Annotated in this window: 19 protein-coding genes; 14 read left to right on the top strand and 5 right to left on the bottom strand. The window is 65.0% G+C overall.

Features of this window, described 5'->3' with window-relative positions; genetic code table 11:
- Window positions 1–169 precede the first annotated feature (169 nt).
- From murJ to EV691_RS09075, 12 genes are all read left to right on the top strand, one after another.
- Window positions 170–1708 carry a murein biosynthesis integral membrane protein MurJ gene (gene murJ, locus EV691_RS09130; protein ID WP_131302615.1) on the top strand — a complete coding sequence of 513 codons (1539 nt, stop codon included), beginning with the start codon at window positions 170–172 and terminating at the stop codon, window positions 1706–1708.
- A 123-nt stretch (window positions 1709–1831) separates the two neighbouring features.
- Window positions 1832–2782: a bifunctional riboflavin kinase/FAD synthetase gene (ribF, locus tag EV691_RS09125; protein ID WP_039802357.1), complete on the top strand. Its 951-nt coding sequence runs from the start codon at window positions 1832–1834 to the stop codon at window positions 2780–2782.
- 2 nt (window positions 2783–2784) lie between these two features.
- Complete coding sequence (gene ileS / locus EV691_RS09120) at window positions 2785–5616, top strand: isoleucine--tRNA ligase (RefSeq protein ID WP_131302613.1); 2832 nt, start codon at window positions 2785–2787, stop codon at window positions 5614–5616.
- Between the two features lie 36 nt (window positions 5617–5652).
- Window positions 5653–6156: a signal peptidase II gene (gene lspA / locus EV691_RS09115; protein WP_039802360.1), complete on the top strand. Its 504-nt coding sequence runs from the start codon at window positions 5653–5655 to the stop codon at window positions 6154–6156.
- The gene (locus EV691_RS09110) at window positions 6149–6586 is read left to right on the top strand and encodes an FKBP-type peptidyl-prolyl cis-trans isomerase (protein ID WP_039802362.1); all 438 of its coding nucleotides are present in this window, start codon (window positions 6149–6151) and stop codon (window positions 6584–6586) included. The genes lspA and EV691_RS09110 overlap by 8 nt, the downstream gene beginning before the upstream one ends.
- A gap of 65 nt (window positions 6587–6651) precedes the next feature.
- Window positions 6652–7599, top strand: coding sequence for a 4-hydroxy-3-methylbut-2-enyl diphosphate reductase (gene ispH / locus EV691_RS09105; protein ID WP_131302611.1), 948 nt, complete (start codon window positions 6652–6654; stop codon window positions 7597–7599).
- Between the two features lie 200 nt (window positions 7600–7799).
- Window positions 7800–8336, top strand: a complete 537-nt coding sequence (locus EV691_RS24130) for a type IV pilin protein (RefSeq protein ID WP_278250253.1) — start codon at window positions 7800–7802, stop codon at window positions 8334–8336.
- A gap of 10 nt (window positions 8337–8346) precedes the next feature.
- The gene (locus EV691_RS23575) at window positions 8347–8820 is read left to right on the top strand and encodes a GspH/FimT family pseudopilin (RefSeq protein WP_131302609.1); all 474 of its coding nucleotides are present in this window, start codon (window positions 8347–8349) and stop codon (window positions 8818–8820) included.
- Window positions 8760–9371, top strand: a complete 612-nt coding sequence (gene pilV, locus EV691_RS09090; RefSeq protein ID WP_207390299.1) for a type IV pilus modification protein PilV — start codon at window positions 8760–8762, stop codon at window positions 9369–9371. The genes EV691_RS23575 and pilV overlap by 61 nt, the downstream gene beginning before the upstream one ends.
- Window positions 9368–10510, top strand: a complete 1143-nt coding sequence (locus EV691_RS09085) for a PilW family protein (protein WP_131302605.1) — start codon at window positions 9368–9370, stop codon at window positions 10508–10510. Before pilV ends, EV691_RS09085 begins: the two co-directional genes overlap by 4 nt.
- A complete protein-coding gene (locus EV691_RS09080) occupies window positions 10507–11067 on the top strand; it encodes a PilX N-terminal domain-containing pilus assembly protein (protein ID WP_131302603.1) in 561 nt (186 codons plus the stop codon). Before EV691_RS09085 ends, EV691_RS09080 begins: the two co-directional genes overlap by 4 nt.
- A gap of 38 nt (window positions 11068–11105) precedes the next feature.
- Complete coding sequence (locus EV691_RS09075) at window positions 11106–14861, top strand: pilus assembly protein (RefSeq protein WP_131302601.1); 3756 nt, start codon at window positions 11106–11108, stop codon at window positions 14859–14861.
- A gap of 58 nt (window positions 14862–14919) precedes the next feature.
- Here the strand turns inward: EV691_RS09075 and EV691_RS09070 are convergent, their stop codons facing one another.
- Window positions 14920–15483: a GspH/FimT family pseudopilin gene (locus tag EV691_RS09070; protein WP_165496636.1), complete on the bottom strand. Its 564-nt coding sequence runs from the start codon at window positions 15481–15483 to the stop codon at window positions 14920–14922.
- A 179-nt stretch (window positions 15484–15662) separates the two neighbouring features.
- On the opposite strand from EV691_RS09070, the gene thiO reads away from it, so the two are divergent.
- Window positions 15663–16760 (top strand): glycine oxidase ThiO, encoded by a 1098-nt coding sequence (thiO, locus tag EV691_RS09065; protein ID WP_131302597.1) that lies wholly within the window; start codon window positions 15663–15665, stop codon window positions 16758–16760.
- A gap of 133 nt (window positions 16761–16893) precedes the next feature.
- Here the strand turns inward: thiO and EV691_RS09060 are convergent, their stop codons facing one another.
- The 3 genes from EV691_RS09060 to EV691_RS09050 are packed head-to-tail and all read right to left on the bottom strand — an operon-like array spanning window position 16894 to window position 20144.
- A complete protein-coding gene (locus tag EV691_RS09060) occupies window positions 16894–18234 on the bottom strand; it encodes a sigma-54-dependent transcriptional regulator (protein ID WP_131302595.1) in 1341 nt (446 codons plus the stop codon).
- A 58-nt stretch (window positions 18235–18292) separates the two neighbouring features.
- Window positions 18293–19876 (bottom strand): sensor histidine kinase, encoded by a 1584-nt coding sequence (locus EV691_RS09055; protein WP_131302814.1) that lies wholly within the window; start codon window positions 19874–19876, stop codon window positions 18293–18295.
- 25 nt (window positions 19877–19901) lie between these two features.
- Window positions 19902–20144, bottom strand: a complete 243-nt coding sequence (locus EV691_RS09050; RefSeq protein WP_131302593.1) for a PP0621 family protein — start codon at window positions 20142–20144, stop codon at window positions 19902–19904.
- Between the two features lie 181 nt (window positions 20145–20325).
- On the opposite strand from EV691_RS09050, the gene EV691_RS09045 reads away from it, so the two are divergent.
- A complete protein-coding gene (locus EV691_RS09045) occupies window positions 20326–21960 on the top strand; it encodes an NAD+ synthase (RefSeq protein ID WP_207390298.1) in 1635 nt (544 codons plus the stop codon).
- Between the two features lie 1346 nt (window positions 21961–23306).
- Here the strand turns inward: EV691_RS09045 and EV691_RS09040 are convergent.
- Complete coding sequence (locus EV691_RS09040) at window positions 23307–23513, bottom strand: hypothetical protein (protein WP_131302589.1); 207 nt, start codon at window positions 23511–23513, stop codon at window positions 23307–23309.
- Between the last annotated feature and the right edge of the window lie 870 nt (window positions 23514–24383).

Genomic DNA, 24383 nt, shown 5'->3' with positions numbered 1-24383 from the left:
GGGATGTCAAGGGAAACGACTGGCGCGCATCACATTGCGGTGGTTGCCGGCGGCCTCTACACTCGCGAGCTCCGCTCGGTGCCAGACGCCGCTGTCGCCTGTGATAGCGATGCAATAGCATGACTGCCGAGCCCGTCATCTTCCTGTCAGGCCCCGAACCTCGCTTTCCATGAATCTACTCAAGTCGCTGGCAGCGGTCAGCTCCATCACCATGCTGTCCCGCGTACTGGGCTTCGTGCGCGATACCCTGGTGGCGCGCATCTTCGGTGCGGGTCTGGCCACCGATGCTTTCTTCGTCGCCTTCAAGTTGCCCAACCTGCTGCGGCGCATCTTCGCCGAAGGGGCCTTCTCCCAGGCCTTCGTGCCGATTCTCGCCGAGTACAAGACCCAGCAGGGCGAGGAGGCGACGCGCACCTTCATCGCCTACGTCTCCGGCCTGCTGACCGTGGTGCTGGCAGTTGTGACCCTGCTCGGCATTTTGGCGGCCCCCTGGATCATCTGGATCTCGGCGCCCGGTTTTGCCGATTCGCCGGAAAAGTTCGAACTCACCACCACGCTGCTGCGGATCACCTTCCCTTATATATTGCTGATCTCGCTGTCGTCCCTGGCCGGGGCGATCCTCAACACCTGGAACCGCTTCAGCGTGCCGGCCTTCGTGCCGACCCTGCTGAACCTCAGCATGATTGCCTTCGCGCTGTTCCTCGCCCCCTATTTCGATCCGCCGGTGTTGGCGCTCGGTTGGTCGGTGCTGGTCGGTGGCCTGCTGCAACTGCTCTATCAGCTGCCGCACCTGAAGAAGATCGGCATGCTCGTGCTACCGCGCCTGGACCTGCACGATGTTGGCGTGTGGCGCGTGCTCAGGCAGATGCTGCCGGCCATTCTCGGCGTGTCGGTGGGGCAGATCTCGCTGATCATCAACACCATCTTCGCGTCCTTTCTCGCCGCTGGCTCGGTGTCCTGGATGTACTACGCCGATCGCCTGATGGAGCTGCCGTCCGGGGTGCTCGGCGTGGCGCTGGGGACCATCCTGCTGCCGGCCCTGTCGAAGACCCATGCCTGCCAGGACCGCTGCGAGTATTCGAAGCTGCTCGACTGGGGGCTGCGTCTGTGCTTCCTGCTGGTGCTGCCCTGCGCGCTGGCCCTGGCGATCCTTGCCGAGCCACTGACCGTGTCGCTGTTCCAGTACGGCAAATTCACCGCCCATGATGCCCTGATGACCCAGCAGGCGCTGATCGCCTACTCGGTCGGCCTGCTTGGGATCATTCTGGTGAAGGTGCTGGCGCCGGGCTTCTACGCCCAGCAGAACATCCGCACGCCGGTGCGCATCGCCGTCTTCAGCCTGGTGACGACCCAGCTGATGAACCTGGTCTTCATCATCCCGCTCAAGCATGCCGGCCTGGCGCTGGCAATCAGCCTGGGGGCCTGCCTGAACGCCGGTCTGCTCTACTGGAAGCTGCGCCAGCAGCGGCGCTTCGAGCCGCAGGCCGGCTGGGGAAGGTTCCTTGTCAAGCTGGTGCTGGCGGTGCTGGTGATGGTGGTGGTGCTGCTCGGCATGCTGGCGCTGATGCCGCCTTGGGAGCAGGGCGGGATGGCAGAGCGCTTCCTGCGCCTGGGCGCGCTGGTGCTGGCGGGAGTCGTGGCCTATTTCGGCATGCTGGCGCTGCTCGGCTTCCGGTTGCGGGATTTTTCCCGCAAGTCGATCGCCTAGCCCTGGGATGCGCCGCACAGGTTGCCGTACCGGCGGCGATCCGCCGGCCGGGGCGCCTTGCCGGCCTGTTGCCCGGCGCCGGCTGTGCGTATAATCGACCACTTTGCAAGCAAGATGTTTCCTATGCAGCTGGTTCGAGGCCTCCATAATCTGCGGCCCCAGCATCGGGGTTGTGTCGTCACCATTGGGAATTTCGACGGTGTCCACCGTGGCCACCAGGCGATCCTTGCACGCCTGCGCGAACGTGCGACCGAATTGGGCCTGCCCGGCTGCGTGGTGATCTTCGAACCCCAGCCGCGGGAATTCTTCGCCCCGGACAGCGCTCCGCCACGCTTGACCCGCCTGCGGGAAAAGCTCGAACTGCTCGCCGCGGAAGGGGTCGACCGGGTGCTCTGCCTGGCGTTCAACCGCCGCTTCTGCCAGTTGAGCGCCCAGGCCTTCGTCCAGTCCGTACTGGTCGACGGCCTGGGCGTGCGCCATCTGGAGGTCGGCGACGACTTCCGCTTCGGCTGCGACCGCGCCGGCGACTTCGCGTTTCTACGTCAGGCAGGCGCTGCCGAAGGCTTCACCGTCGAGGCGGCGGTCACCGTCGAGGTGGACGGCCTGCGGGTCAGCAGCACGCGGCTGCGCGCGGCTCTGCATCATGGCGACCTGCCTCTGGCCGAGCGCCTGCTCGGCCGGCCGTTCAGCCTCTGCGGGCGGGTTCTGCACGGCCAGAAGCTGGGCCGCCAGCTCGGTACGCCGACCGCAAACGTGCAGCTCAAGCGCCGCCGGGTGCCGCTCAGCGGCGTGTACCTGGTGAGCACCGAGCTGGACGGGCGCTGCTGGCCGGGAGTAGCCAACATCGGCGTCCGACCCTCGGTGGCGGGCGATGGCCGCGCCCATCTGGAAATGCATCTGCTGGATTTTGCCGGTGACCTGTACGGTCGGCACCTGCGCGTCACCTTCCATCACAAGCTGCGCGACGAGGAACGTTTCTCTTCCCTGGAAGCGCTGAAAACGGCGATCGACGCGGATATCGCCGCCGCCCGTGCCTACTGGCAGGGTAAACCGCTTACTCACGAGCCCGAATGACGATGACCGACTACAAAGCGACCCTCAATCTGCCGGAAACGGCGTTTCCGATGAAGGCCGGCCTGCCGCAGCGCGAGCCGGAGACGCTGCAGCGCTGGAACAGCATCGGCCTGTACCGCAAGCTGCGGCAGATCGGCGAGGGGCGTCCGAAGTTCATCCTGCACGACGGCCCGCCCTACGCCAACGGCAACATCCACATCGGCCATGCGGTCAACAAGATCATCAAGGACATGATCGTCCGCTCGAAGACTTTGGCCGGCTTCGACGCGCCCTACGTGCCGGGCTGGGACTGCCATGGCCTGCCCATCGAGCACAAGGTGGAAACCACCTTCGGCAAGAACCAGCCAGCGGACCTGACCCGCGAGCGCTGCCGCACCTACGCCGCCGAGCAGGTCGAGGGGCAGAAGGCCGACTTCATCCGCCTCGGCGTGCTCGGCGACTGGGACAACCCCTACAAGACCATGGACTTCGCCAACGAGGCCGGGGAAATCCGTGCGCTGGCGAAGATGGTCGAGGGCGGCTTCGTGTTCAAGGGGCTCAAGCCGGTGAACTGGTGCTTCGACTGTGGTTCGGCGCTGGCCGAGGCGGAGGTCGAGTACCAGGACAAGAAGTCCGACGCCATCGACGTGGCCTTCCCGGTCGAGGATGAAGGCAAGCTGGCCGCCGCCTTCGGCCTGGCGAGCCTGGCCAAGCCGGCCGGCATCGTGATCTGGACCACCACCCCCTGGACCATCCCGGCCAACCAGGCGCTCAACGTCCATCCGGAATTCACCTATGCGCTGGTCGATACCGGCGAGCGGCTGCTGGTGCTGGCCGAGGAGCTGGTCGAAGGCTGCCTGGCGCGCTACGGCCTGCAGGGCGAGGTGCTGGCCACCGCGAAAGGCGAGGCCCTGGAGCTGATCCGCTTCCGCCATCCGTTCTACGCGCGCTTCTCGCCGGTCTACCTGGCCGACTACGTGGCGCTGGACGCCGGCACCGGCATCGTCCACTCGGCGCCGGCCTACGGCGAGGACGACTTCCGCAGCTGCAAGCACTACGGCATGCACAACGACGACATTCTCACCCCGGTGCAGAGCAACGGGGTGTATGCCGAGTCGCTGCCGTTCTTCGGCGGCCAGTTCATCTGGAAGGCCAACCCGAACATCGTCGCCAAGCTCGCCGAGGTCGGCGCCCTGCTCAAGCACGAGAGCATCCAGCACAGCTACATGCACTGCTGGCGGCACAAGACCCCGCTGATCTACCGTGCCACCGCCCAGTGGTTCGTCGGCATGGACAAGCAGGCCCACGACGGCACCACGCTGCGCGAGCGCGCCCTGACCGCCATCGAGCAGACCCAGTTCGTCCCTGCCTGGGGCCAGGCGCGCCTGCACGGGATGATCGCCGGCCGTCCGGACTGGTGTATCTCGCGCCAGCGCAACTGGGGCGTGCCGATTCCCTTCTTCCTGCACAAGGAAAGCGGCGAGCTGCATCCGTGTACCGTCGAGCTGATGGAGCAGGTGGCCCGGCGCGTCGAGCAGGAGGGCATCGAGGCCTGGTTCAGGCTCGAGCCGGCCGAGCTGCTCGGCGAGGAAGCCGCCCAGTACGACAAGATCGCCGACACCCTGGACGTCTGGTTCGACTCCGGCACCACCCACTGGCACGTGATGCGCGGCTCGCATCCCATGGGCCACGACCAGGGCCCGCGCGCCGACCTCTACCTGGAAGGCTCCGACCAGCACCGTGGCTGGTTCCACTCGTCGCTGCTGACCGGCGCGGCCATCGACGGCCATGCGCCGTACCGCGGCCTGCTGACCCACGGCTTCACCGTGGACGAGAACGGCCGCAAGATGTCCAAGTCCCTCGGCAACGTCATCGCCCCGCAGGAGATCACCGACAGCATGGGCGCCGATATCCTGCGCCTCTGGGTGTCGGCCACCGACTACTCCGGCGAGATGGCGGTGTCCAAGCAAATCCTCCAGCGCAGCGCCGACGCCTACCGGCGCATCCGCAACACCGCGCGCTTTTTGCTCTCCAACCTCAACGGCTTCGATCCGGCCAAGGACCTGCTGGCCGCCGAGGACATGCTGGCGCTCGACCGCTGGGCGGTGGACCGCGCCCTGCTGCTGCAGCGCGAGATCGAGGAGGCCTTCGACAGCTACCGCTTCTGGGTCGTCTACCAGAAGGTGCACAACTTCTGTGTGCAGGAGCTGGGCGGCTTCTACCTCGACATCATCAAGGACCGCCAGTACACCTGCGCCGCTGACAGCGTGGCGCGGCGTTCCTGCCAGAGCGCCATGTACCACATCGGCGAGGCGCTGGTGCGCTGGATCGCGCCGATCCTGGCGTTCACCGCCGAGGAGATCTGGCAGTACCTGCCCGGCGCGCGCAACGAATCGGTGATGCTCAACACCTGGTATCAGGGCCTCTCCGAGCTGCCGGAAGGCTTCGCGCTGGATCGTGCCTTCTGGGAGCAGGTCATGGTGGTCAAGGCCGCGGTCAACAAGGAGCTGGAGAATCTGCGCGTGGCCAAGGCCATCGGCGGCAACCTGCAGGCCGAGGTCACGCTGTTCGCCGAGCCGGCCCTGGCCGAGCGCCTGGCCCTGCTGGGCGACGAGCTGCGCTTCGTGCTGATCACCTCCGCCGCCCAGGTCCAGCCCCTCGAAGCCGCCCCGGCGGACGCGGTGGAAACCGAGGTCGGCGGTCTGCGGATCAGGGTGGTCAAGTCGGCCCACGCCAAGTGCGCCCGCTGCTGGCACCACCGCGAGGACGTCGGCGTCGACCCGGCCCACCCGGAAATCTGCGGGCGCTGCGTGGAGAACATCCAGGGCGAAGGCGAGGTCCGCCGGCATGCGTGATGCGCGTGGCAGGGAAGAGGGGGCAGGTGTCCGCCCATGACTTCCCGTTTCGGCAAGCTCCCCTGGCTCTGGCTGAGCCTGCTGGTCTTCGTCCTCGACCAGGCCAGCAAGCTCTATTTCGAAGGTGCCCTGCGACTCTACCAGCAGATCGAGATCGTTCCCGGGCTGTTCAGCTGGACCCTGGCCTACAACACCGGCGCCGCCTTCAGCTTCTTGGCCGGCGAGTCCGGCTGGCAGCGCTGGCTGTTCGCCCTGATCGCGGTCGCGGTCAGCGCCGTGCTGGTGGTCTGGCTCAAGCGCCTGCAGTCCGCCGAGACCTGGCTGGCCGTCGCTCTGGCCCTGGTGCTGGGCGGCGCCGTGGGCAACCTGTTCGATCGCGTGGCCTACGGCCATGTGATCGACTTCATCCTGGTGCACTGGCAGGATCGCTGGTTCTTCCCGGCGTTCAACCTGGCCGACAGTGCCATTACCGTGGGCGCCATCATGCTGGCGCTGGATATGTTCATCAGCAAGAAGTCCGGAGAAACCGCCCATGACTGAACTGCGCATCGGTCCCGATCGGGAAGTCACCCTGCATTTTGCCATCAAGCTCGACTCGGGCGACCTGGTCGACACCACCTTTGACAAGCGCCCGGCCACCTTCCGGATCGGTGACGGCAACCTGCTGCCCGGCTTCGAGCTGGCCCTCTACGGCCTCAAGGCCGGCGACAAGCGCGCCCTGCCGATCGCCCCGGAGCAGGGCTTCGGCCGGCCCAACCCGCAGAACGTGCAGGTCATGCCGCGCAGCCAGTTCGAGGGCATGGAACTGTCCGAAGGGCTGCTGGTGATCTTCAATGACGCCGCCAGCAGCGAGATGCCCGGCATCGTCAAGGCCTTCGACGACCGGCAGGTCACCGTCGACTTCAACCATCCGCTGGCCGGCCGCGAACTGACCTTCGAGGTGGAGATCCTCGAGGTCAAGCCGGTCTGATCGCCGGAAACCCGGCGGGCGAGGCCCGCCATGGTTGTCACCCGCCATTTCCCGCCGAGGCCCCCATGCACATCAAACTCGCCAATCCCCGCGGCTTCTGCGCCGGCGTCGACCGGGCCATCGAGATCGTCAACCGCGCCCTGGAGGTCTTCGGCCCGCCGATCTACGTGCGCCACGAAGTGGTGCACAACAAGTTCGTGGTCGAGGACCTGCGTGCCCGCGGCGCGGTCTTCGTCGAGGAGCTGGACCAGGTGCCGGACAACGTCATCGTCATCTTCAGCGCCCACGGCGTATCCCAGGCCGTGCGCGGGGAGGCGGAGCGGCGCGGGCTCAAGGTATTCGACGCCACCTGCCCGCTGGTGACCAAGGTGCACCTGGAGGTCGCCCGCTACAGCCGCGACGGCCGCGAGTGCATTCTCATCGGCCACCAGGGGCATCCGGAAGTGGTGGGCACCATGGGCCAGTACGACACCGCCAGCGGCGGCGCCATCTACCTGGTGGAGGACGAGGAGGACGTCGCCCGCCTGCAGGTGCGCAATCCCGAATCCCTGGCCTTCGTCACCCAGACCACCCTGTCGATGGACGACGCCGCCCGGGTGATCGATGCCCTGCGTGCCCGCTTCCCGGGCATCGGCGGCCCGCGCAAGGACGACATCTGCTACGCCACCCAGAACCGCCAGGACGCGGTCAAGCAACTGGCCGGCGAGTGCCAGCTGGTGCTGGTGGTCGGCAGCCCCAGCAGCTCCAACTCCAACCGCCTGCGCGAGCTGGCCGAACGCATGGGCGCCCCGGCCTACCTGGTCGACGGTGCCGAGGATCTGCGCCGCGAATGGTTCGCGGGCATCCAGCGCGTCGGCATTACCGCCGGTGCCTCGGCACCGGAAGTGCTGGTGCGTGGCGTGATCGAGCGCCTGCGCGAGTGGGGTGTCACCGATGTCGAGGAACTGGCCGGCCGGGAGGAGAACGTCACCTTCTCGATGCCGAAGGAGTTGCGGGTGGTGCGGGTGGACTGAACCGTTTGCATCGATATTCCGCTGCGGAGACCGAGTAAGGACACCTCTTCATTTCTCAAGTTGGTAGCTGCCTTGCAGCGCCACGTCAGAATTGCGCACTTATCCTGAGAACGGGCAGGGTAAGGGCGCTATCTTCACCTCCATTCATGCCCGGCAGCGTCATGGGCCGTGCGGAGCCAGAGCTTTTCAGGTTCAGGCTCTTGGCGAACTCCCGCACGCCGCGGTTTGACCGTGGCTGGGGTTTCACGCCGCTGCGACTGGGCGTACGCACCGACTTGTGCCTTGGATGGGGGTGTTTGATGGTCTTTGAGCGAAGCCGCTTGGCTCGTGCGCGGTATTCGTCGGGTTTCACGCTGATCGAATTGATGATCACGGTGGTGATCGTCGCCATCCTCATGGGCATCGCACTGCCGAGTTATCGACAACATGTGGTCAGGTCGAATCGTGCGGCGGTCGAGGCCTTCATGCTCGAAGCGGCCAACAGACAGGAACGCTATCTTCTCGACAAGCGCACTTATGCCGACAGCCTCAGCACCCTGGGGATGTCTCTGGGAGCGGATGTTTCTTCGAATTACACGGTCGCGGTCACCAGTTCATCCAGTGCAGGCCTGACCTACACCATCACCGCCACTCCCATCGGTTCGCAGCTAGCCAGCGATACGGAGTGCGGGGTGCTCACCCTTGATCAACTGGGTGCCAAAACGGCGGCAGGCGGCGGTTCGCGCTGCTGGAAATAAGGTGAAGGCCATGAAGTTCGGCAGTATGGCTTCGCGAAAAAAGCCGGTTGGCGGTTTTACCCTGGTCGAGTTGCTGGTCGTCATCGTGCTTCTGGGGATTCTGACGACGCTGGCAGTTCCCTCCTTCAATCAGTATCAGGCTACCCAGTCCGTGCGAAATGCCGCGTCGGATCTGGTTTTCGCCATGAACTTCGCCCGCAGCGAGGCGGTAAAGCGCAACACGGACGTAACGGTTTCCGCCAACAGCACATGGGACGGCGGGTGGGTCGTCAAGGCCGGGACTCTCACGCTGCGAGAGTTCGCCTCCCATTCAGGCGTGACGATCGAGTCGGATGTGACTGCGATTACCTACAAGGGCACGGGGCGCGCGACTGCCGGAGCAACCTTTGACATTACCCCCCTGGCTGAGGGAGTGACGGCGCAATGCGTAAGAATCTCGGGAAGCGGCAAGCCCAACAACCGTACGGGGGCATGCAGCGGATGAGCCGGCAATCGAGCAACGCGGGTTTCACCCTGATCGAAATTCTGGTGGCCCTGCTCATCTTCATGGTCAGCTCGCTTGGAATTGCCGGCCTGGTGACGCGCACGGTGCAGCAGGAGAGCGAGTCCTATCAGCGGGTGCAGGCCCTTATCCTGCTGCAGGACATGCAGGAAAAGCTCGGGGCGAACCGCCAGGCCGCCGCTTGTTATGCCAGCACGGAGACTCTGGGCACCGGCTTCGACAGCAGCATCAGCTGCAGTACGGGTTCTACTGCCCAGCAGGCCACCGCCGTTGCCGATCTGCAGCGCTGGGACAGCATTCTCAAGGGGGCGGCAGAAAAGGACGGTACCACCAACGTGGGAGCCCTGATCGGTGCACGAGGCTGCATCCGCCTGGTCGACGCCGACGAGAGAACCTACCGCATCACCGTCGCCTGGCAGGGCCTGGGAGACACCGTCGCGCCAGGAAACGACTGCGGCAAGGGCAGTTATGGAGCGGAAACTCTACGTCGAACCGTCAGTGCGCTGGTGCGCTTGGGGAAACTCTCTTCATGAAGCCGTCTGCTTTGCCGATACCTGTCCGTTTCGCCCGATATTCCGGAAACTCCGCCATGCCAAGCCCTTCGCGCCAGGCCGGTCTCGGCCTGGTCGAAATCATGGTCGCCCTGGCGATCGGGGCCTTCATGCTCGGCGGCGTGTTGAGTCTGGTGATCTGGGTTAGCCAGGCCCGCACGGAACTGAACAAGACCTCCGAGCAGATCGAGAACGGTCGCTATGCCATCCAGCTGTTGAGCGACGAACTGCGCCTTGCGGGCTTCTACGGAGCCTCCCAGGTCGCAGCATCGTCTTATAGTGCGCCCTCGCCCTGTACGACTGCCATGACGAGTCTCGGATTTGCCTTTACCGATGTCGGCGGGGCCTTCAACGCACAGCTTCCTGCTGCGCTACAGGGATACGCCGCCCTGTCCACGACCGGTGACGATGTCTCCTGCCTTACCAATGCGCACAGCGACAGCGAAGCCCTGCTGGTTCGCCGCGCCGAGACGAGCAGTGTGGCGACCACCACGGCAGGTGTTCCCTATATACAGCTGTCGCAGTGCCAGACCGATGCGAAGCCGATGACCGCCAACATGGATTCCGGATTCACAGGCTTCGATCTCCTGGGCAAGGACTGCGCGACGACTCAGAAAGCGGAATTGTGGCCCTATGTCTTGCGCACCTACTACCTGAGCGGCTGTGACATCTGCAGTCCGAGTGACGGCATTCCCACCCTGAAGATGGCCGAGCTGCAGGAGGTGGGCGGAGCGCTGAGCATCGTCACCCAGTCGCTGGCCGAGGGCATCGAGGACATCCATTTCGAATATGGAATGGATCTGGATACCGATGGTGCGCCCGACTGCTATGTCCCGGATCCGAGGGTCGATACAGCGCCGGCTGCCGCGAATTGTCCGATGACCGGCTGGTCGAGCGCGGATGCGCCGAACTGGTCGAATGTGGTCAGCGTCAGGGTCAACTTGTTGGCCAGAAGCACCGAGTCCAGTGCCGGCTGGAAGGACGAGCGCGAATATGACCTCGGGCGCAAGGACGCCGAAGGAAATAGCGACCTGGAGGGGCCTTTCAACGACAGCTACAGAAGGCAGGTATACAGCGCCGTGGTGACCTTGCCGAATGTCTCGGGGGTACGCGAACAATGAGCAGACGTCTGCAGAGCCGGCCCGAGCGGCAGCGGGGGGCGGTGCTGGTCGTGGTCCTGGTCATGCTGGGCATCCTGACCCTCATCGTCGCGGCCATGGTCAACAGCTCGAACATCAACTTCCGCATCGCCGGCAACCAGCAATACCGCAGCGAAGCCCAGCTGACCGCGCAGAACGCGATCGAGGAATACATCAGCAACGAGGCCAACTTCACGATTCCGCTGCCGACGGCTGCGATCAGCATTCCCTCGGACCTGGATGGCGATGGCGTGGATGAGTTTTCCGCCGTCGTGGAGCCGCCGGTCTGCCTGCGCTCCATTCCCATCAAGCTGACCGAGCTGAACGTGAAGAACGCGGACGACGCCTCCTGTTACGGCAGCGGTGCGGTACAGGAGAGCGGTCTGTTGAGCGATGGGGTGGCGACCGGCAACTCCTGGTGCTCGAAGATGATGTGGGATGTGCATTCCAGCGTCGAAGACACCGGACTGACGAATGCCCGGGTCGAAGTGCATCAGGGCGTCTATCTCAGGACTTTGCTGGGCACGCCGTGCCCCTGAGCCTTTCTTTCGAAGTAGTAGCGGCAGGGAGAGTGGTCGTGAAGAGGTTTTCAATCTGGTGTGCTGCGGCGGTTCTGCCCATGCTGTTGGGCACGCACAGTGCTTTCGCGCAGGACATCGATATCTATACCGGCATCAACCCGGCGGGCGGCAACGTGCCGACGGTCCTGCTGGTCTGGGACAATGCGGCGAACAACAGTGCCAGTGCCGAAGAGATTTGCACTCAGTATGCCGATGGCAGTGGCGCACCAAGTCTGGGGACCGCGACGGCCGCGGGCATGGAGCAGTGCGCGATGGTCAACGCCCTGCATGCCCTGCGCAGCGACCCGAATCTGCTGGGCATGATCAAGATCGGCCTGATGGTCTTCAACAAGAACGACTTCAAGAGTGGCAACGGTCAGTGCGGTTACCTGGTGCATGCGCCCCAACTGATGGACAAGGATGGGATCGATAGCCTGATGGCGAAGATCAAGGCGTTCACGGATACCGGCTCCAGCACCATCAAGACCAATAGCGTGGCGGTAGGCGCGACCATGGCTGAGGCCTGGGCTGCACTGAACGGTAGAAGCGCTTCCTGTTCGGGCGTGAATTATTCCACGCTCGCCGAGGTGGCGATCCAGTGTCGCGATGCGGTGCTGATCTATATCGGCAATGCCTTCACCAACAGCAACCCGGGCGATGGCGGAGATGCCGATGCCATTCTCAAGCAGGAGCTGAGCGAGGTTTTCGGCTATGCCTCCGGTTCCAACGCATATTCCCTGTTCAGCAAGCCGATCGCGGTGCCCCTGCTGAATACTTCGGGCAACACCAACAACGATTTCTGGGCCGACGAATGGGCCCGTTTCATGAAGCGGGTCTCGGTGATCGATAGTACCGCCGCCGACAAGAACGTCACGACCTACACCATTTCGGTGAGCGACCTGGCCAACCAGGCCCAGGCCCAGAGCACAATCAACTACTACGCTGAGATGGCCAAGCAAGGCGGGGGCAAGAGCTTTCTGGTCGATGTCAAGGACACCGATGGTCTTTCCAATGCCTTGTTCACCGTGTTCAACGACGTGCAGGCCAAGAACAGCGTCTTCGCTTCCGCCACCCTGCCGGTGACGGCGAACACCCAGGGCACCTACCTGAATCAGGTGTTCGTCGCCATGTTCCGTCCGGACGACAATGCCAACCCACGCTGGTACGGGAACCTCAAGCAGTATCAGTTGGGCCTGGATTCCGGCAACAACATCGTCCTGACCGACTCCACGGAAGATCCCGATACCGGGGCCGTCACCTCGAAGACCAACCCGACGACCGGGGCCATCTCGCCGGAGGCGGTCAGCTTCTGGACAACTAATTCGCCCGGCGTAACGGACTGGCCGAGCACCGGTTTCTGGATCAACAGCCCCTCCGGAGAAGGCCTGCAATTCGATTCTCCGGATGGCGATCTGGTCGAGAAGGGCGGTGCCGCGCAGATGGCGCGTGCCGACAACCTGACGGCTACCTACGCCGATAGCAGCAGCGACAACGGGCGCAACCTGCTGACCTGCGACAGCATCGGCGGCTGTGGCTCGGGACTGACCGAGTTTTCCACTGGGAATGCGACGCTGATGGCCAATGCCTCCAACCTGTTCGGCGTGGGACCGACCTCCTCCTATGGTGCTTCGCTCTCGGCGGGGGAGGCATTCAAGGTGGGTGCGGCGGAGTGCAAGGCGGACAACAAGAGCTGCACCTTTGTGGTGCCTTTCGCCGATGCCGATCCAGGGCTGAGTGCCGGTGATGTCATTGTGAACGAGCTGAAGACGGCAAATTTCCAAGGTGCTTGTGCCCTGTCTTCCGGCTGCACTGTGGAGACTGTCTCGGCCAGTGCCTTCACCTTCACTGTCAAAGGACTGCAGACCGGCGCGTCCTATTCCATCCCGGATGGCACGGTGTTCTACAAGCCTGACCGCACCGTGACCGTCAACAGCAGCGCCACGGCCCATGGCCTGAGTGTCGGTGATTCCGCGATTCTCAAGAACTGTACCGGGCAGGCCGATGGCGCGTATGTGTCCGGGCTGTCCGCCCTGCCTGCCGGCAGTGGCAGGCGGAACGTGACCGTCACGGGCATTACCACCAATACCTTCGCCTTCAAGTGGGACAATACCGCCCTGACCCTGCCCTCTGCGGCCGTCAACTGCGAAGTCGAGCCGGCCCTGACCGCCAGCAACCTGATCAACTGGGTACGTGGCTGGGATATCGCCGGCAACGAGGACATGGCCGGACCGGGCGCCCCGGTCACCGTGCGTCCCTCCCTGCATGGTGACGTGCTGCATTCCCGGCCGGCGGTGGTCAACTATGGAGGCGATACGGGCGTGGTGGTGTTCTATGGCGCCAACGACGGCATCTTCCGGGCCGTGAACGGCAACCAGGATGGTGACGATGGTGACATCAGTGGTGTCCGTCCGGGCGGCGAACTCTGGAGCTTCATCGCACCCGAATTCCACGGCAAGTTCAAGCGGCTGTTCCAGAATTCGCCGCTGATCGATATCGCCGGTGTCATGGATACCAACAAGCAGCCCAAGGACTACTTCTTCGACGGCTCGACCACCGTCCTGCGCGACACGCGTTCGACCACCACAGCGTCCACCAAGGGCAAGACCTATATCTATATGACGGCCCGACGCGGCGGGCGGCTGATCTATGCCATGGACGTGTCGGACCCGATGCAGCCGAAATTCCTCTGGCGCAAGACCGAGGACGACATTCCCGAACTGGGGCAGACCTGGTCGCAGCCCAAGGTGGCGGTGCTGAGCAGCCGTACCGATCCGGTGCTGATCATGGGCGCCGGCTATGCGCCGGAGCAGGATGCCGACCCGGTCGCGAGTGATGACTCCATGGGCCGTGGCGTGCTGATCCTGGATGCGGTGACCGGCAAGGTGGTCTGGGGCGCTCTCGCCAATTGTTCGGGAGTCGATCTGGCCAGCGACGGGGTTTGCGTCTCGACCGGCGCGCCGACCGATGCCGTGGCCGCCGACGTCACCCTAGTCGACCGCAACTCGGACGGCTATGTCGACCGGGCCTATGCCGCGGACGTGGGAGGCAATATCTGGCGTGTCGATCTCGACCCGCATGGCTTTGGACTGGCATCCACGCCCGCCGACTGGAAAATCACCAAGCTGGCGGCACTGGGCGGAGCAGGAAACGACGCGCGTAAGTTCCTCTTCGCTCCGGATGTGGTCACGACCAGCGGTTTCGATGCCGTCATGGCGGTATCCGGTGACCGCGAGCACCCGCTCTATACCACCGATACGACTGCGGGAATGGCCTACAACGTGCAGAACCGGATCTACATGATCAAGGACACGCAGACCGGCGCGCTCATGATCACCGGCTTCACCGCCCTGACCCATGATAACCTGATGGCCAACCCTGATCAGACCCTGTCCTTCGATGCCACGGCCGACAGCGTCAAGGGCTATTACATCGACCTTCCCAACGACGGCGAGAAGGGCGTCAATGCCCCCGTCACCGTGGCTGGCAAGACCTATTTCGGGACCAACTATCCCGAGAAGCCCAGTGCAAGCTCCTGTACCGCCGACCTCGGTATCGCCCTGGCCTATACGCTCGACTTCAACACCGGCAAGCTGGACTTCACCAAGTTCGTCGGGGGCGGTCTGCCGCCGTCACCGGTAACCGGTCTGGTCAACATCGGGGAGGAGACGGTACCCTTCATCATCGGTGGCTCGGGCCCCACGACCTTCGACCCGTCCATCCCGGAAATCGAGCTGAGCAACAACCGCAAGCGCGCCTACTGGTACGCCAAATAGGCCGCCACGGCGGCGGCACTTCCCGTGCCGCCGCACGGGCAGCCCCTTTTCCCTGTGGTCAGGCCGGACAGCTCTGCGGCCTGCCGTCCGCACCCTCGATCACTCCGTCGCCATCGCTGTCGCGGGCACTGCGCACGCGACCCATGCTGCTGACGATCAGCCTGGCGGCATATCGGTTGTCTGCCGAGGGGCAGAGCGCGATGCTGCCGTAGCTGCTCGCCGTGCCGTTCGGGCGAAAGCGAATGCTGTCGAGGCTGGATGCGTTCAGCTGATAACGGGTGTCGGACGGCACCGGTTCCTGGCGGATGAACTCTCCGGAGTCGGCTCGACCGTTCAGGTTGTGGTCGACAAACACGATGAGGAACCGGGCACCGGTTTTGGCGCAGGTGTAACCGTCCTGGCTGCCGCACAGGACGGTGGTCTCTTTCTGGGTGACGGCAATGCTTCTGGCGTGGTTCAGCAGGGATCTGACCTGCTGTGCCGCGCTGCTCTTCTGACTGCTCAGGGTCAGGTGGGTAAAGGCGGGTACGGCCAGGCTCAACAGTATGCCGAGGATAGCCGTCGAGGTGAGGGCTTCGCCCAGAGTGAAGCCTTGTTCGTATCGTCGCTGGATGAGGTGCATGGTTTCCCTCCCTGGATTTCGGCTCCATGCCGGTCGTGCAGAATACAAAGCGACCTGTCGGCGGTATGCCGAGCAGGCGGCATTTCCCGGTCGTGCATATGCGGCGAAGCCTGGCATGCCGTGCCCCGCAGGCGTATAACGGGCCGATTTACGGCCCGTTTTCTTTTGGGGAGGATGCGATGCGAGTCCTGGTGGTTGGCGGTGGCGCCATCGGTATGTTGTCGGCTCTGCGCTTGGCGGAGGCCGGCCTGGAGGTCCGTCTGCTGGATCAGGGGCCGCTCGGCCGGGAGTCGTCCTGGGCCGGCGGCGGCATCGTGTCGCCGCTCTATCCCTGGCGCTACAGCCCGGCGGTGACGGCGCTGGCGCACTGGTCGCAGGATTTCTATCCGGCGCTGGGCGAGCGCCTGCGGCAGGAGACCGGTATCGATCCCGAGGTGCATGTCACCGGCCTCTACTGGCTGGATCTGGAGGACGAGGCCGAGGCGCTGGCCTGGGCGGCGCGGGAGGGCCGGCCGCTGGCGGCGGTGGATATCGACTCCGTCCATCAGGCAGTGCCGGCGCTGGGGCCGGGTTTCTCGCGGGCGCTGTTCATGTCGGGCGTGGCCAACGTGCGCAATCCGCGCCTGCTCGCCGCGCTGCGCGAGGCGCTGGTGCGCCTGCCCAACGTGAGCCTCGAGGAGAATCTGCCGGTGACCGGCTTTGTCCGCGAGGGCGAGCGGGTGGTCGGGGTGCGCACGGCGTCCGGTGAGTTGCGGGCCGACCGTGTGGTGGTTGCGGCCGGCGCCTGGAGCGGCGAGCTGCTCGCCACCCTGGGGCTGGAGCTGCCGGTCAAGCCGATGAAGGGCCAGATGATCCTCTATAAGTGCGCCGAGGATTTCCTGCCGCGGATGGTGATGGCCGACGGGCGCTACGCGATTCCGCGGCGGGACGGGCACATTCTGGTGGGCAGCACCCTGGAGGATGTCGGCTTCGACAAGACGCCCACCGGGGAGGCCTTGGAAAGCCTCAAGGCGTCCGCCGAGGCGCTGCTGCCGGCGCTGGCTGGTGCCGAGGTGGTCAAGCAGTGGGCGGGCCTGCGCCCGGGCTCCCCCGAGGGGATTCCCTATATCGGCCCGGTGCCAGGCTTCGAGGGGCTGTGGCTGAACTGCGGGCATTTCCGCAACGGGCTGGTGCTGGCGCCGGCCTCCTGCCAGCTGCTCGCCGATCTGTTGCTGGCACGCGAGCCGATCGTCGATCCGGCACCCTATGCGCCGGCGGGGCGGCTCGGCCGGCGCTGAACTCGGCCTGGGCGGGATGGCGGGTTGCACCTGCCCTGTATGGGTATCCCATGGCGGCGATGCGTAGGGCGGGTTGCAACCCGCCGGACAAGGCGAAGGCCTGTCTCCCCGAGGAGGGCGCCAAAGCCGGGCCTCAGTCGATACCCAGCTTCTTCAGGCGGTAGCGCATGGAGCGGAAGCTCAGGCCCAGGCGCTCGGCGGCGGCGGTGCGGTTCCAGCGGGTTTCCTCGAGAGCCTGCATGATCAGCTTGCGTTCGAGTTCCTCCAGGTAGTCCTCGAGGTTGTCGATGCCGGCCAGCGAGGTTTCGCCGCTCTCGCCCGGGCTCGGGGTGTCGCAGAGGCGCAGGTCGCGGGCCTGGATCAGGTCGTCCTCGCAGAGGGTGTAGGCCCGCTCCAGCATGTTCTCCAGCTCGCGCACATTGCCCGGGAAGCGGTAGCTGCGGAGCTTTTCCAGGGCTTCCTCGCCGAGCCGGGCGGGTGGCTGGCCGGCCTCCTCCGCCAGGCGCGCCAGCATGATCGCCGCCAGCGCCGGAATGTCCTCGCGGCGCTCGCGCAGCGGCGGAACGCGCAGCTCGATGACGTTCAGGCGGTAGTAGAGGTCCTGGCGGAAACGGCCGGCGGCGACCTCGGCGGCCAGATCCTTGTGGGTGGCGCTGAGGATGCGCACGTCCACCACCACCTCCTGCTGGCCGCCGACCGCGCGCACGGCCTTTTCCTGGATGGCGCGCAGCAGCTTGACCTGCATCGGCAGCGGCAGGTCGGCCACCTCGTCGAGGAACAGGGTGCCGCCGCTGGCGGCCTGGAACAGGCCCTGCTTGTCCTCGATGGCGCCGGTGAAGCTGCCCTTGCGATGGCCGAAGAACTCGCTTTCCATCAGTTCCGAGGGAATCGCGCCGCAGTTCACCGGGACGAAGGGGCGTTCGGCGCGCGGCCCCTGTTCGTGGATTAGGCGGGCGACCACTTCCTTGCCGCTGCCGGACTCGCCGCTGATGTAGACCGGCGCCTGGCTGCGCGCCAGCTTGGCGATCTGCTTGCGCAGCGTGCGCATCGGCGGCGAGTCGCCGATCAGCCGGCTGTCCACCGCTTCCTCCTCGACCGCCGGTGCATGCAGGCGCAGGGCGGTGGCGACCAGCTCGCGCAGGCGGGCGAGGTCGACCGGCTTGGTCAGGAAGTCGAAGGCGCCGGCCTTGAGGGCATTGACTGCGGTGTCCAAGCTGCCGTAGGCGGTGATCATGGCGACCGGGACCTGCGGGTGGCGCTGCTGGATGTACTGCACCAGCTCCAGGCCGCTGCCGTCGGGCAGGCGCATGTCGGTCAGGCACAGGTCGAAGCGCTCGCGGCCCAGCCAGTCGCGCGCCTCCTGGAGGTTGCGGGCGCTGCGGGTGTCGAGCTTCATCCGGCCCAGGGTGATTTCCAGCAGTTCGCGGATGTCGGGCTCGTCGTCGACGATCAGGGCTTTCTGTCGGGCACTCATGCTCGGACTCGGTTGCAGATGGCAAAGGTTGGGAAAGGGTGGGTCATCCGTGGCGTGCCTAAGTCAGCTTGCGTGGGTGGGCGAAGGTGATGCGGAAGCAGCCGCCTTCACCTTCGCCGCCGCGGTAGTCGAGGCGGGCCTGGTTGCTCTCGCACAGCTCGCGGGAGATGTACAGGCCCAGCCCGGTGCCCTTGCTTTCGGTGGTGAAGAAGGGTTCGAAGATGTGCTCGATCTGCTCGGCGGGCACGCCGGGGCCGTCGTCGCGCACTTCGAGGACCGGCAGGTCGCTTTCCGGGGCGCGGAACAGCCTGAGCCAGACCTGTCCCTGCGGGTGGCATTGGGCGCTGTAGCGCAGGCCATTCTGCACCAGATTGGTGAGGATCTGGATCAGCTGGTTCGCGTCCATGCGGGTCTTCAGGGAGCCGTCCCGGAACTCCAGGTGCAGGATCTGGTTCGGCGCCGCCGAGGCGCGGTATTCGCCGGCGAAGCGGTGCAGCCAGTACTTCAGGTCGAGCAGCTGCGGTTCGGCCTGGCGCCGGCGCGACAGCTGCAGCACGTTCTCGATCACCAGGTTCATGCGCCGCGACTGGTCCTGGATGATCTGCGCCAGGCGCCGGTCGGGGCCGTCGAGGCACTCGGACTCCTGCAGCAGCTGGGCGGCGTGGCTGATGGCGCCGAGCGGATTGCGGATCTCGTGGGCGATGCCGGCGGTCAGCCGGCCGAGCGAGGCGAGCTTGAGCTGCTGGGCCTGCTGGGCGATCTGCGAGATGTCCTCGAGGAAGACCAGGATGCCCCGCCGTCCGCCCCGCGTGAGGGCGACGAAGTTCGGTTGCACCAACGGACCGTGGGGCAGGGTGTGCAGGTCCTGCGGGCGCAGGGTCGGGTTCTGCTGCCACTGCTGCAGGCGCTCGACCAGTTCCGGGCAGTGGGCGGCGAGCGGCTGTCCGGTCAGTGCGGGGTTGCCCAGCAGGGTGAAGGCGCTCTGGTTGGCCAGCAGCACCTGCTGCTGCGGGTCGAGCACCAGGATGCCGGTCCGCATGCGCTCCAGGATCTGCGCGTTCAGGGCCTGCAGGTCGGCGACCTCGGCGGCGCGTCGTTCGGCCAGGGATTCGCTGCGCCGCAGGCGGCGGGTCAGGCTCTGCACGAGCAGCGCGCTGGCGAAGCACAGCGAGCCCAGCGCTCCCGCATGCACGTACTGGCTGGCGGCTGCAGGGCGGTTGAGGCCCAGGTAGAAGGTCATGTAGACCAGGCCGCTGGCCGCCACGGCGGCGATCAGCAGACCGATCCGTCCGTGCAGGAGGATGTTGGCGACGGCCACCGAGACGATGATCAGGTTGCCGATGCCGCTGGACGGGCCACCGGCCGTGTAGAGCAGGCCCGAAAGCAGGATCACGTCGACCAGTGCCAGGCTGAAGATCTGCAGGGGTTTGGGGTGGTGCACCAGAACGGCGACCAGAATGTTCAGGATCAGGTAGAACCAGCTGCCGTGGTGGAACAGCTCCGGGTGGGCGACCTGCAGCAGCCGCTCGTCCAGATTGCTGGAGATCAGCAGCACCAGCAGCAGGCCGATGACCAGCCGGTACAGGTGGTACAGGCGCAGGACGTTGCCGCCCTGGGGGCCGTCCAGCGGGGTGCCGATCAGGAGATCGCCGCCTGGCGGCAGGGGCTCAGCGCTCACCGTGGCGCGGACCCTGGGTCAGATGCGCCTGGCTGCAGTACCAGAGGCGGCCGTCGGCCAGCGCCTCCTCTCGCGGCAGATGCACGCCGCAATGGGCGCAGCGCACCATGGGCTTGGGCGTTTCGGGTTCGGCCCGGGTGGCGGGGGGTGAGGCAGGGCGCGTCAGCCGGCGCCACAGCCAGATGACGGCGATGATGACGAGAATCCAGAACAGCAGACGAAACAGGCCCATGGAGTGCTCTACTCGAAGGAGGGCCGGCATTTTAGCAAGCCGGGGTTTTCCGGGGCCATGCCGGTTCGCCCGTTACTGGCCTGCGCGCGTTGTTTCCGCAGGCGTCGATGCGGGAGAATGGATTTTTTGGAGCGCGCCCGTGTGCATGCCGGGCGCGTCACATTCATCGGTGGAGACGGCCATGAGCCAAACCCTGCGGGTCGTGATGGCCCAACTGAATCTGCGCGTCGGCGATGTGCACGGCAATGTCGAGCGCATCGTCGAGGCGGCCTGCAGCGCCCGTGACGACTGGGACGCGGATGTCATCGTGTTTCCCGAGCTGGCGCTGTGCGGCTACCCGCCGGAGGATCTGCTGCTGCGCTCGAGCATGCAGCTGCGTATCGAGCAGGGCCTGCAGCGAATCAAGGACGAGGTGCGGGGCATCTATCTGGTGCTCGGCTACCCCTGGCTGGAGGACGGGCAGCGTTTCAACGCCGCCGCGGTGATCGCCGATGGTGAGCTGCTGGCGCGTTACTACAAGCAGCACCTGCCGAACTACCGGGTGTTCGACGAGCGCCGCTACTTCGAGCCGGGCAGCGAGGCCTGCCTGCTGGATATCAAGGGCGTGCCGGTGGCCCTGTCGATCTGCGAGGACATCTGGTTCCCCGGCCCCATGCGCCAGGCGAAAGAGGCCGGTGCGCGGCTGATGCTCAGCCTGAACGCCTCGCCCTTCCATCTGGACAAGCAGCGCGAGCGCGAGGAGATCCTCGCCACCCGGGCCGCCGAGGGCGACATGCCGGTGGTCTACGTCAACCAGGTTGGCGGCCAGGACGAGCTGGTGTTCGACGGCAGCTCCTGCGTGGCCGCGGCGGACGGCCAGGTCGTCCAGCGCGCGCCAGCCTTCGCCGAAGGGCTCTACCCGGTCGATCTCTGCATCGAGGACGACGGAGCGGTGCTGCCGCGCGCCGCCAACTGTGCGCCGCTGCCCGAACTGGAGGCGAGCGTCTACCAGGCGCTGGTGCTGGGGGTGCGCGACTATGTGCGCAAGAACGGTTTCAAGGGGGTGATCCTGGGGCTGTCCGGCGGCATCGATTCGGCGCTGACCCTGGCCGTAGCGGTAGATGCGCTCGGCGCGGAGCGGGTCGAGGCGGTGATGATGCCCTACCACTACACGGCACAGATGAGCCTCGAGGACGCCGAGGCGGAGGCCCGCGCCCTGGGCGTGACCTACCGGGTACTGCCGATCGCGCCGATGGTCGAGGCCTTCATGGGTACCCTGGCGCCGGTATTCGAGGGGCTCGGCCGGGACACCACTGAGGAGAACCTGCAGGCGCGCTGCCGCGGCACCCTGCTGATGGCCATTTCCAACAAGAAGGGCTATCTGGTGCTGACCACCGGCAACAAGAGCGAGATGGCGGTGGGCTACGCGACCCTCTACGGCGACATGGCCGGCGGTTTCGACGTGCTCAAGGACGTTCCCAAGACCTTGGTGTTCCGCCTCTGCGACTATCGCAACAGCCTGGGGACGGTGATTCCCCAGCGGGTCATCGACCGTCCGCCGTCAGCCGAGCTGGCCCCCGACCAGAAGGACGAGGACTCGCTGCCGCCCTATCCGGTGCTCGACGAGATCCTCAAGCTGTACGTCGAGTACGACCTCTCGGCCAACGCCATCATTGCCGAAGGCTTCGACGAGGATACCGTCAGGCGGGTGCTGCGGCTGGTCGATCTCAACGAGTACAAGCGCCGTCAGGCGGCGGTCGGGGTGCGGGTGACCCAGCGCGGCTTCGGCCGGGACCGGCGCTATCCGATCACGTCCGGCTGGCGCTTGGGGGACTGATGGGGAGGGGGTACCTCGTCCCTCCCGGCGGTTTCCGCAGATGGCTTTCGGCACCTTCGGCCTGGGCTATCGACTACAGGGGGAGGGGCGTTGATGCTTGCTGGGCGGCCCTTCCGGGGCTTGATGTGGGCCGCTTTGCAAACAGCAGGCAACCCTGAGGAACTGTAAGCGCGTTTTACAGGTGGATCGCAGATCGGTCAGCGGCAAACCGAATGTATATCCTCGGATTGGTCGGTATTAGGGCTGTTATCACGAGATGGTTGCTGAGTCGCATTTATTCGACGCAAACAAAAAGCGACAAGGGATCGCCTTGTCGCTTCATGTTCTTCCTTTCTTCCGTGGGCCATCATCCTGATGATATCGCGATCCTGCGACAGTCCCTTGGCTTCCATCCTTGGTGGCCTTCATCGATCCGTCGATGTCGGTGTGGAAGTAAATCTACCGCGGTAGCTGGTCTGGATAAATTGGGAAAGCTCCCGATCTTTTGTAGGTTATGGCTTACAGATGGCCGTCGCTCGGCTTGTAGGGCTTGTCCTTGGGCTTGGCGACCTTCGGGGCAGAGTAGTCTGCCGGCGGCGTGGCTTTGCGGGGCATGGCGGCAGCTTCGTAGGGGGCATGGAAGACTATCGAACTCGCAATGCTCCAAAGCTTGCCCCCAAAACTTCGGGCGTGGGGGAATCACAGACAACAAAAAACCGGCTCTAAGGCCGGTTCTTCGTGGGTTTCGGGCTTTCTTGGGAAGGCTCGAAAAGATTGTGTGGCCGGGAGGGACTAGAACCAATCGCTGTATGCCGCGCCATTACTGGATTTGCGCCAAGTGCGGTTTTTGTCATGCCCCCAAATATGCCCCCAAAACGAAAAGTACCCCCCTTTTTGGCCTGTTTTCTTCCCTATAAGTGCCATGTAATCCCAAGCGATCAGGGGGCGGCTGGTTGCCGCCTCCTTCCTGGCTGACACTGGCGCGCACTGGTTGTTCGTACAGCCTCAGCATTCGCCAGTTCTGGCTGTTGGGTCGGTAGGCTCTGCGCAGTTTGTCGCCGCCATGCGTCGCGCGCGTATTGCTACCGAAACTCGACAGGGAGCTGGGGCGTCATCGGTTTGACTGGTCAGCTATCAGGAGCCTACCGGCAGATTTCGCCGGTAGCTCTCCGGCTACCACGGCAGGGCGACAGCATGCGTCGCAATCGAGCGCCAGCAACAACAGCTGGGAAACGGTTTGGTAACGGCGAAGTAACGTTACGAGCGTTACTTCCTGCTGAGGCTATCGCCCGCCAGGGTGACACGCTGCTGGCGCTGGTGATCGAAGTGGCATCCTGTGCCGGGGGTTCCCTTCGGGCGATGGCCAATCACAGCCCCAACTGGTGCGCGATCTCCTCGGCGCTCATGCCTCGCCGCCAGGCCGACCGGGCAGCCTTGGTCAGTTGCTCGGTTGCCTGTGCCTCGAAGTGGCGAGCCATGCTGTCGGCCTTGCGGACGATCAGTGCGGCCAGAGCGCGGGGGAATGGCGGCTCTTTCGGCAAATCGTCCAGGTAGTCGCGACGGATGATGCTCATGTGGGCCTCGCTGGTGATCGTGGTCGGCGTAGTGTGCCAGCAGAGCGTGCTGGATGGCGCGAGCACCTCAGGTATGGGCCTCCTTCGAGTGATCGGCTAGCCGCCCGCCGGCCAAGCGCCAGAAGTGGCAGCAGGACCAGCACCAGGCGCAGACGGGCCGGGTAGATACCCAGAAATCCGGGTATGTGGTCGGCATCGCGGTGCCGATGTACAAGTCGCACAAGCCAGCGGATCGGCGCCAGCCCAGCAATGGCGGGGCTTTCGGCGATTCGTGAGCAGTGCTCCTCTTGTACATTGACTTTCTGAAAATGCACAACCTGCACACCCCGGCAAAATGCCTGAAAGCCAGAAGCTGCGCGGCCTCCAGCGGATCGAAGGAAGGGTTGTGGTGGCGCATCCGAAAAATCGAAAAATTGTCCGTTACCGCGCGGCTCGACGCCTTCCTCGCGGGGGTGGGAGGGGGGCCAGGGTCCCCCGGCTGTGCCTGCGTCCTTCGCGGTGGCCTGCCATCGGCCAACTCCTGAATTTTTAATTTCGCGGGCGTGAAAAAAGACTTCAGGGCGCGGTCTGGGTGCGTGAGGGTTGAAAGTTTCGAGCCTCCCCCTCCCCATTGGCCACCAGCGCCAGACACGAACAGGATCAGGTCGAGCCACCGCTACCGGATCGGTTGGCGCCTGCCTCGCGATTTACTGGTCTGGATACTGGCCGACTACCACAAATTGAAAAGGCTATGTCTGAGTTAGCTGTTGCAGCAGGCTAAGCTGATCATGACGTTTCCGCATGCGGGAGGTGGATCATGAAAGCGAGTCAGTTCACGCGATGGATCGCTCAGCTCTCCAGCCTCAGCCCAGAACAGCGTGAGCAGCTGAA

Source organism: Azotobacter chroococcum (assembly GCF_004339665.1).
Taxonomy (GTDB): domain Bacteria; phylum Pseudomonadota; class Gammaproteobacteria; order Pseudomonadales; family Pseudomonadaceae; genus Azotobacter; species Azotobacter chroococcum.
The sequence above is the reverse complement of the archived record's forward strand: the minus strand, read 5'-3'. Positions and strand labels throughout refer to the sequence as shown.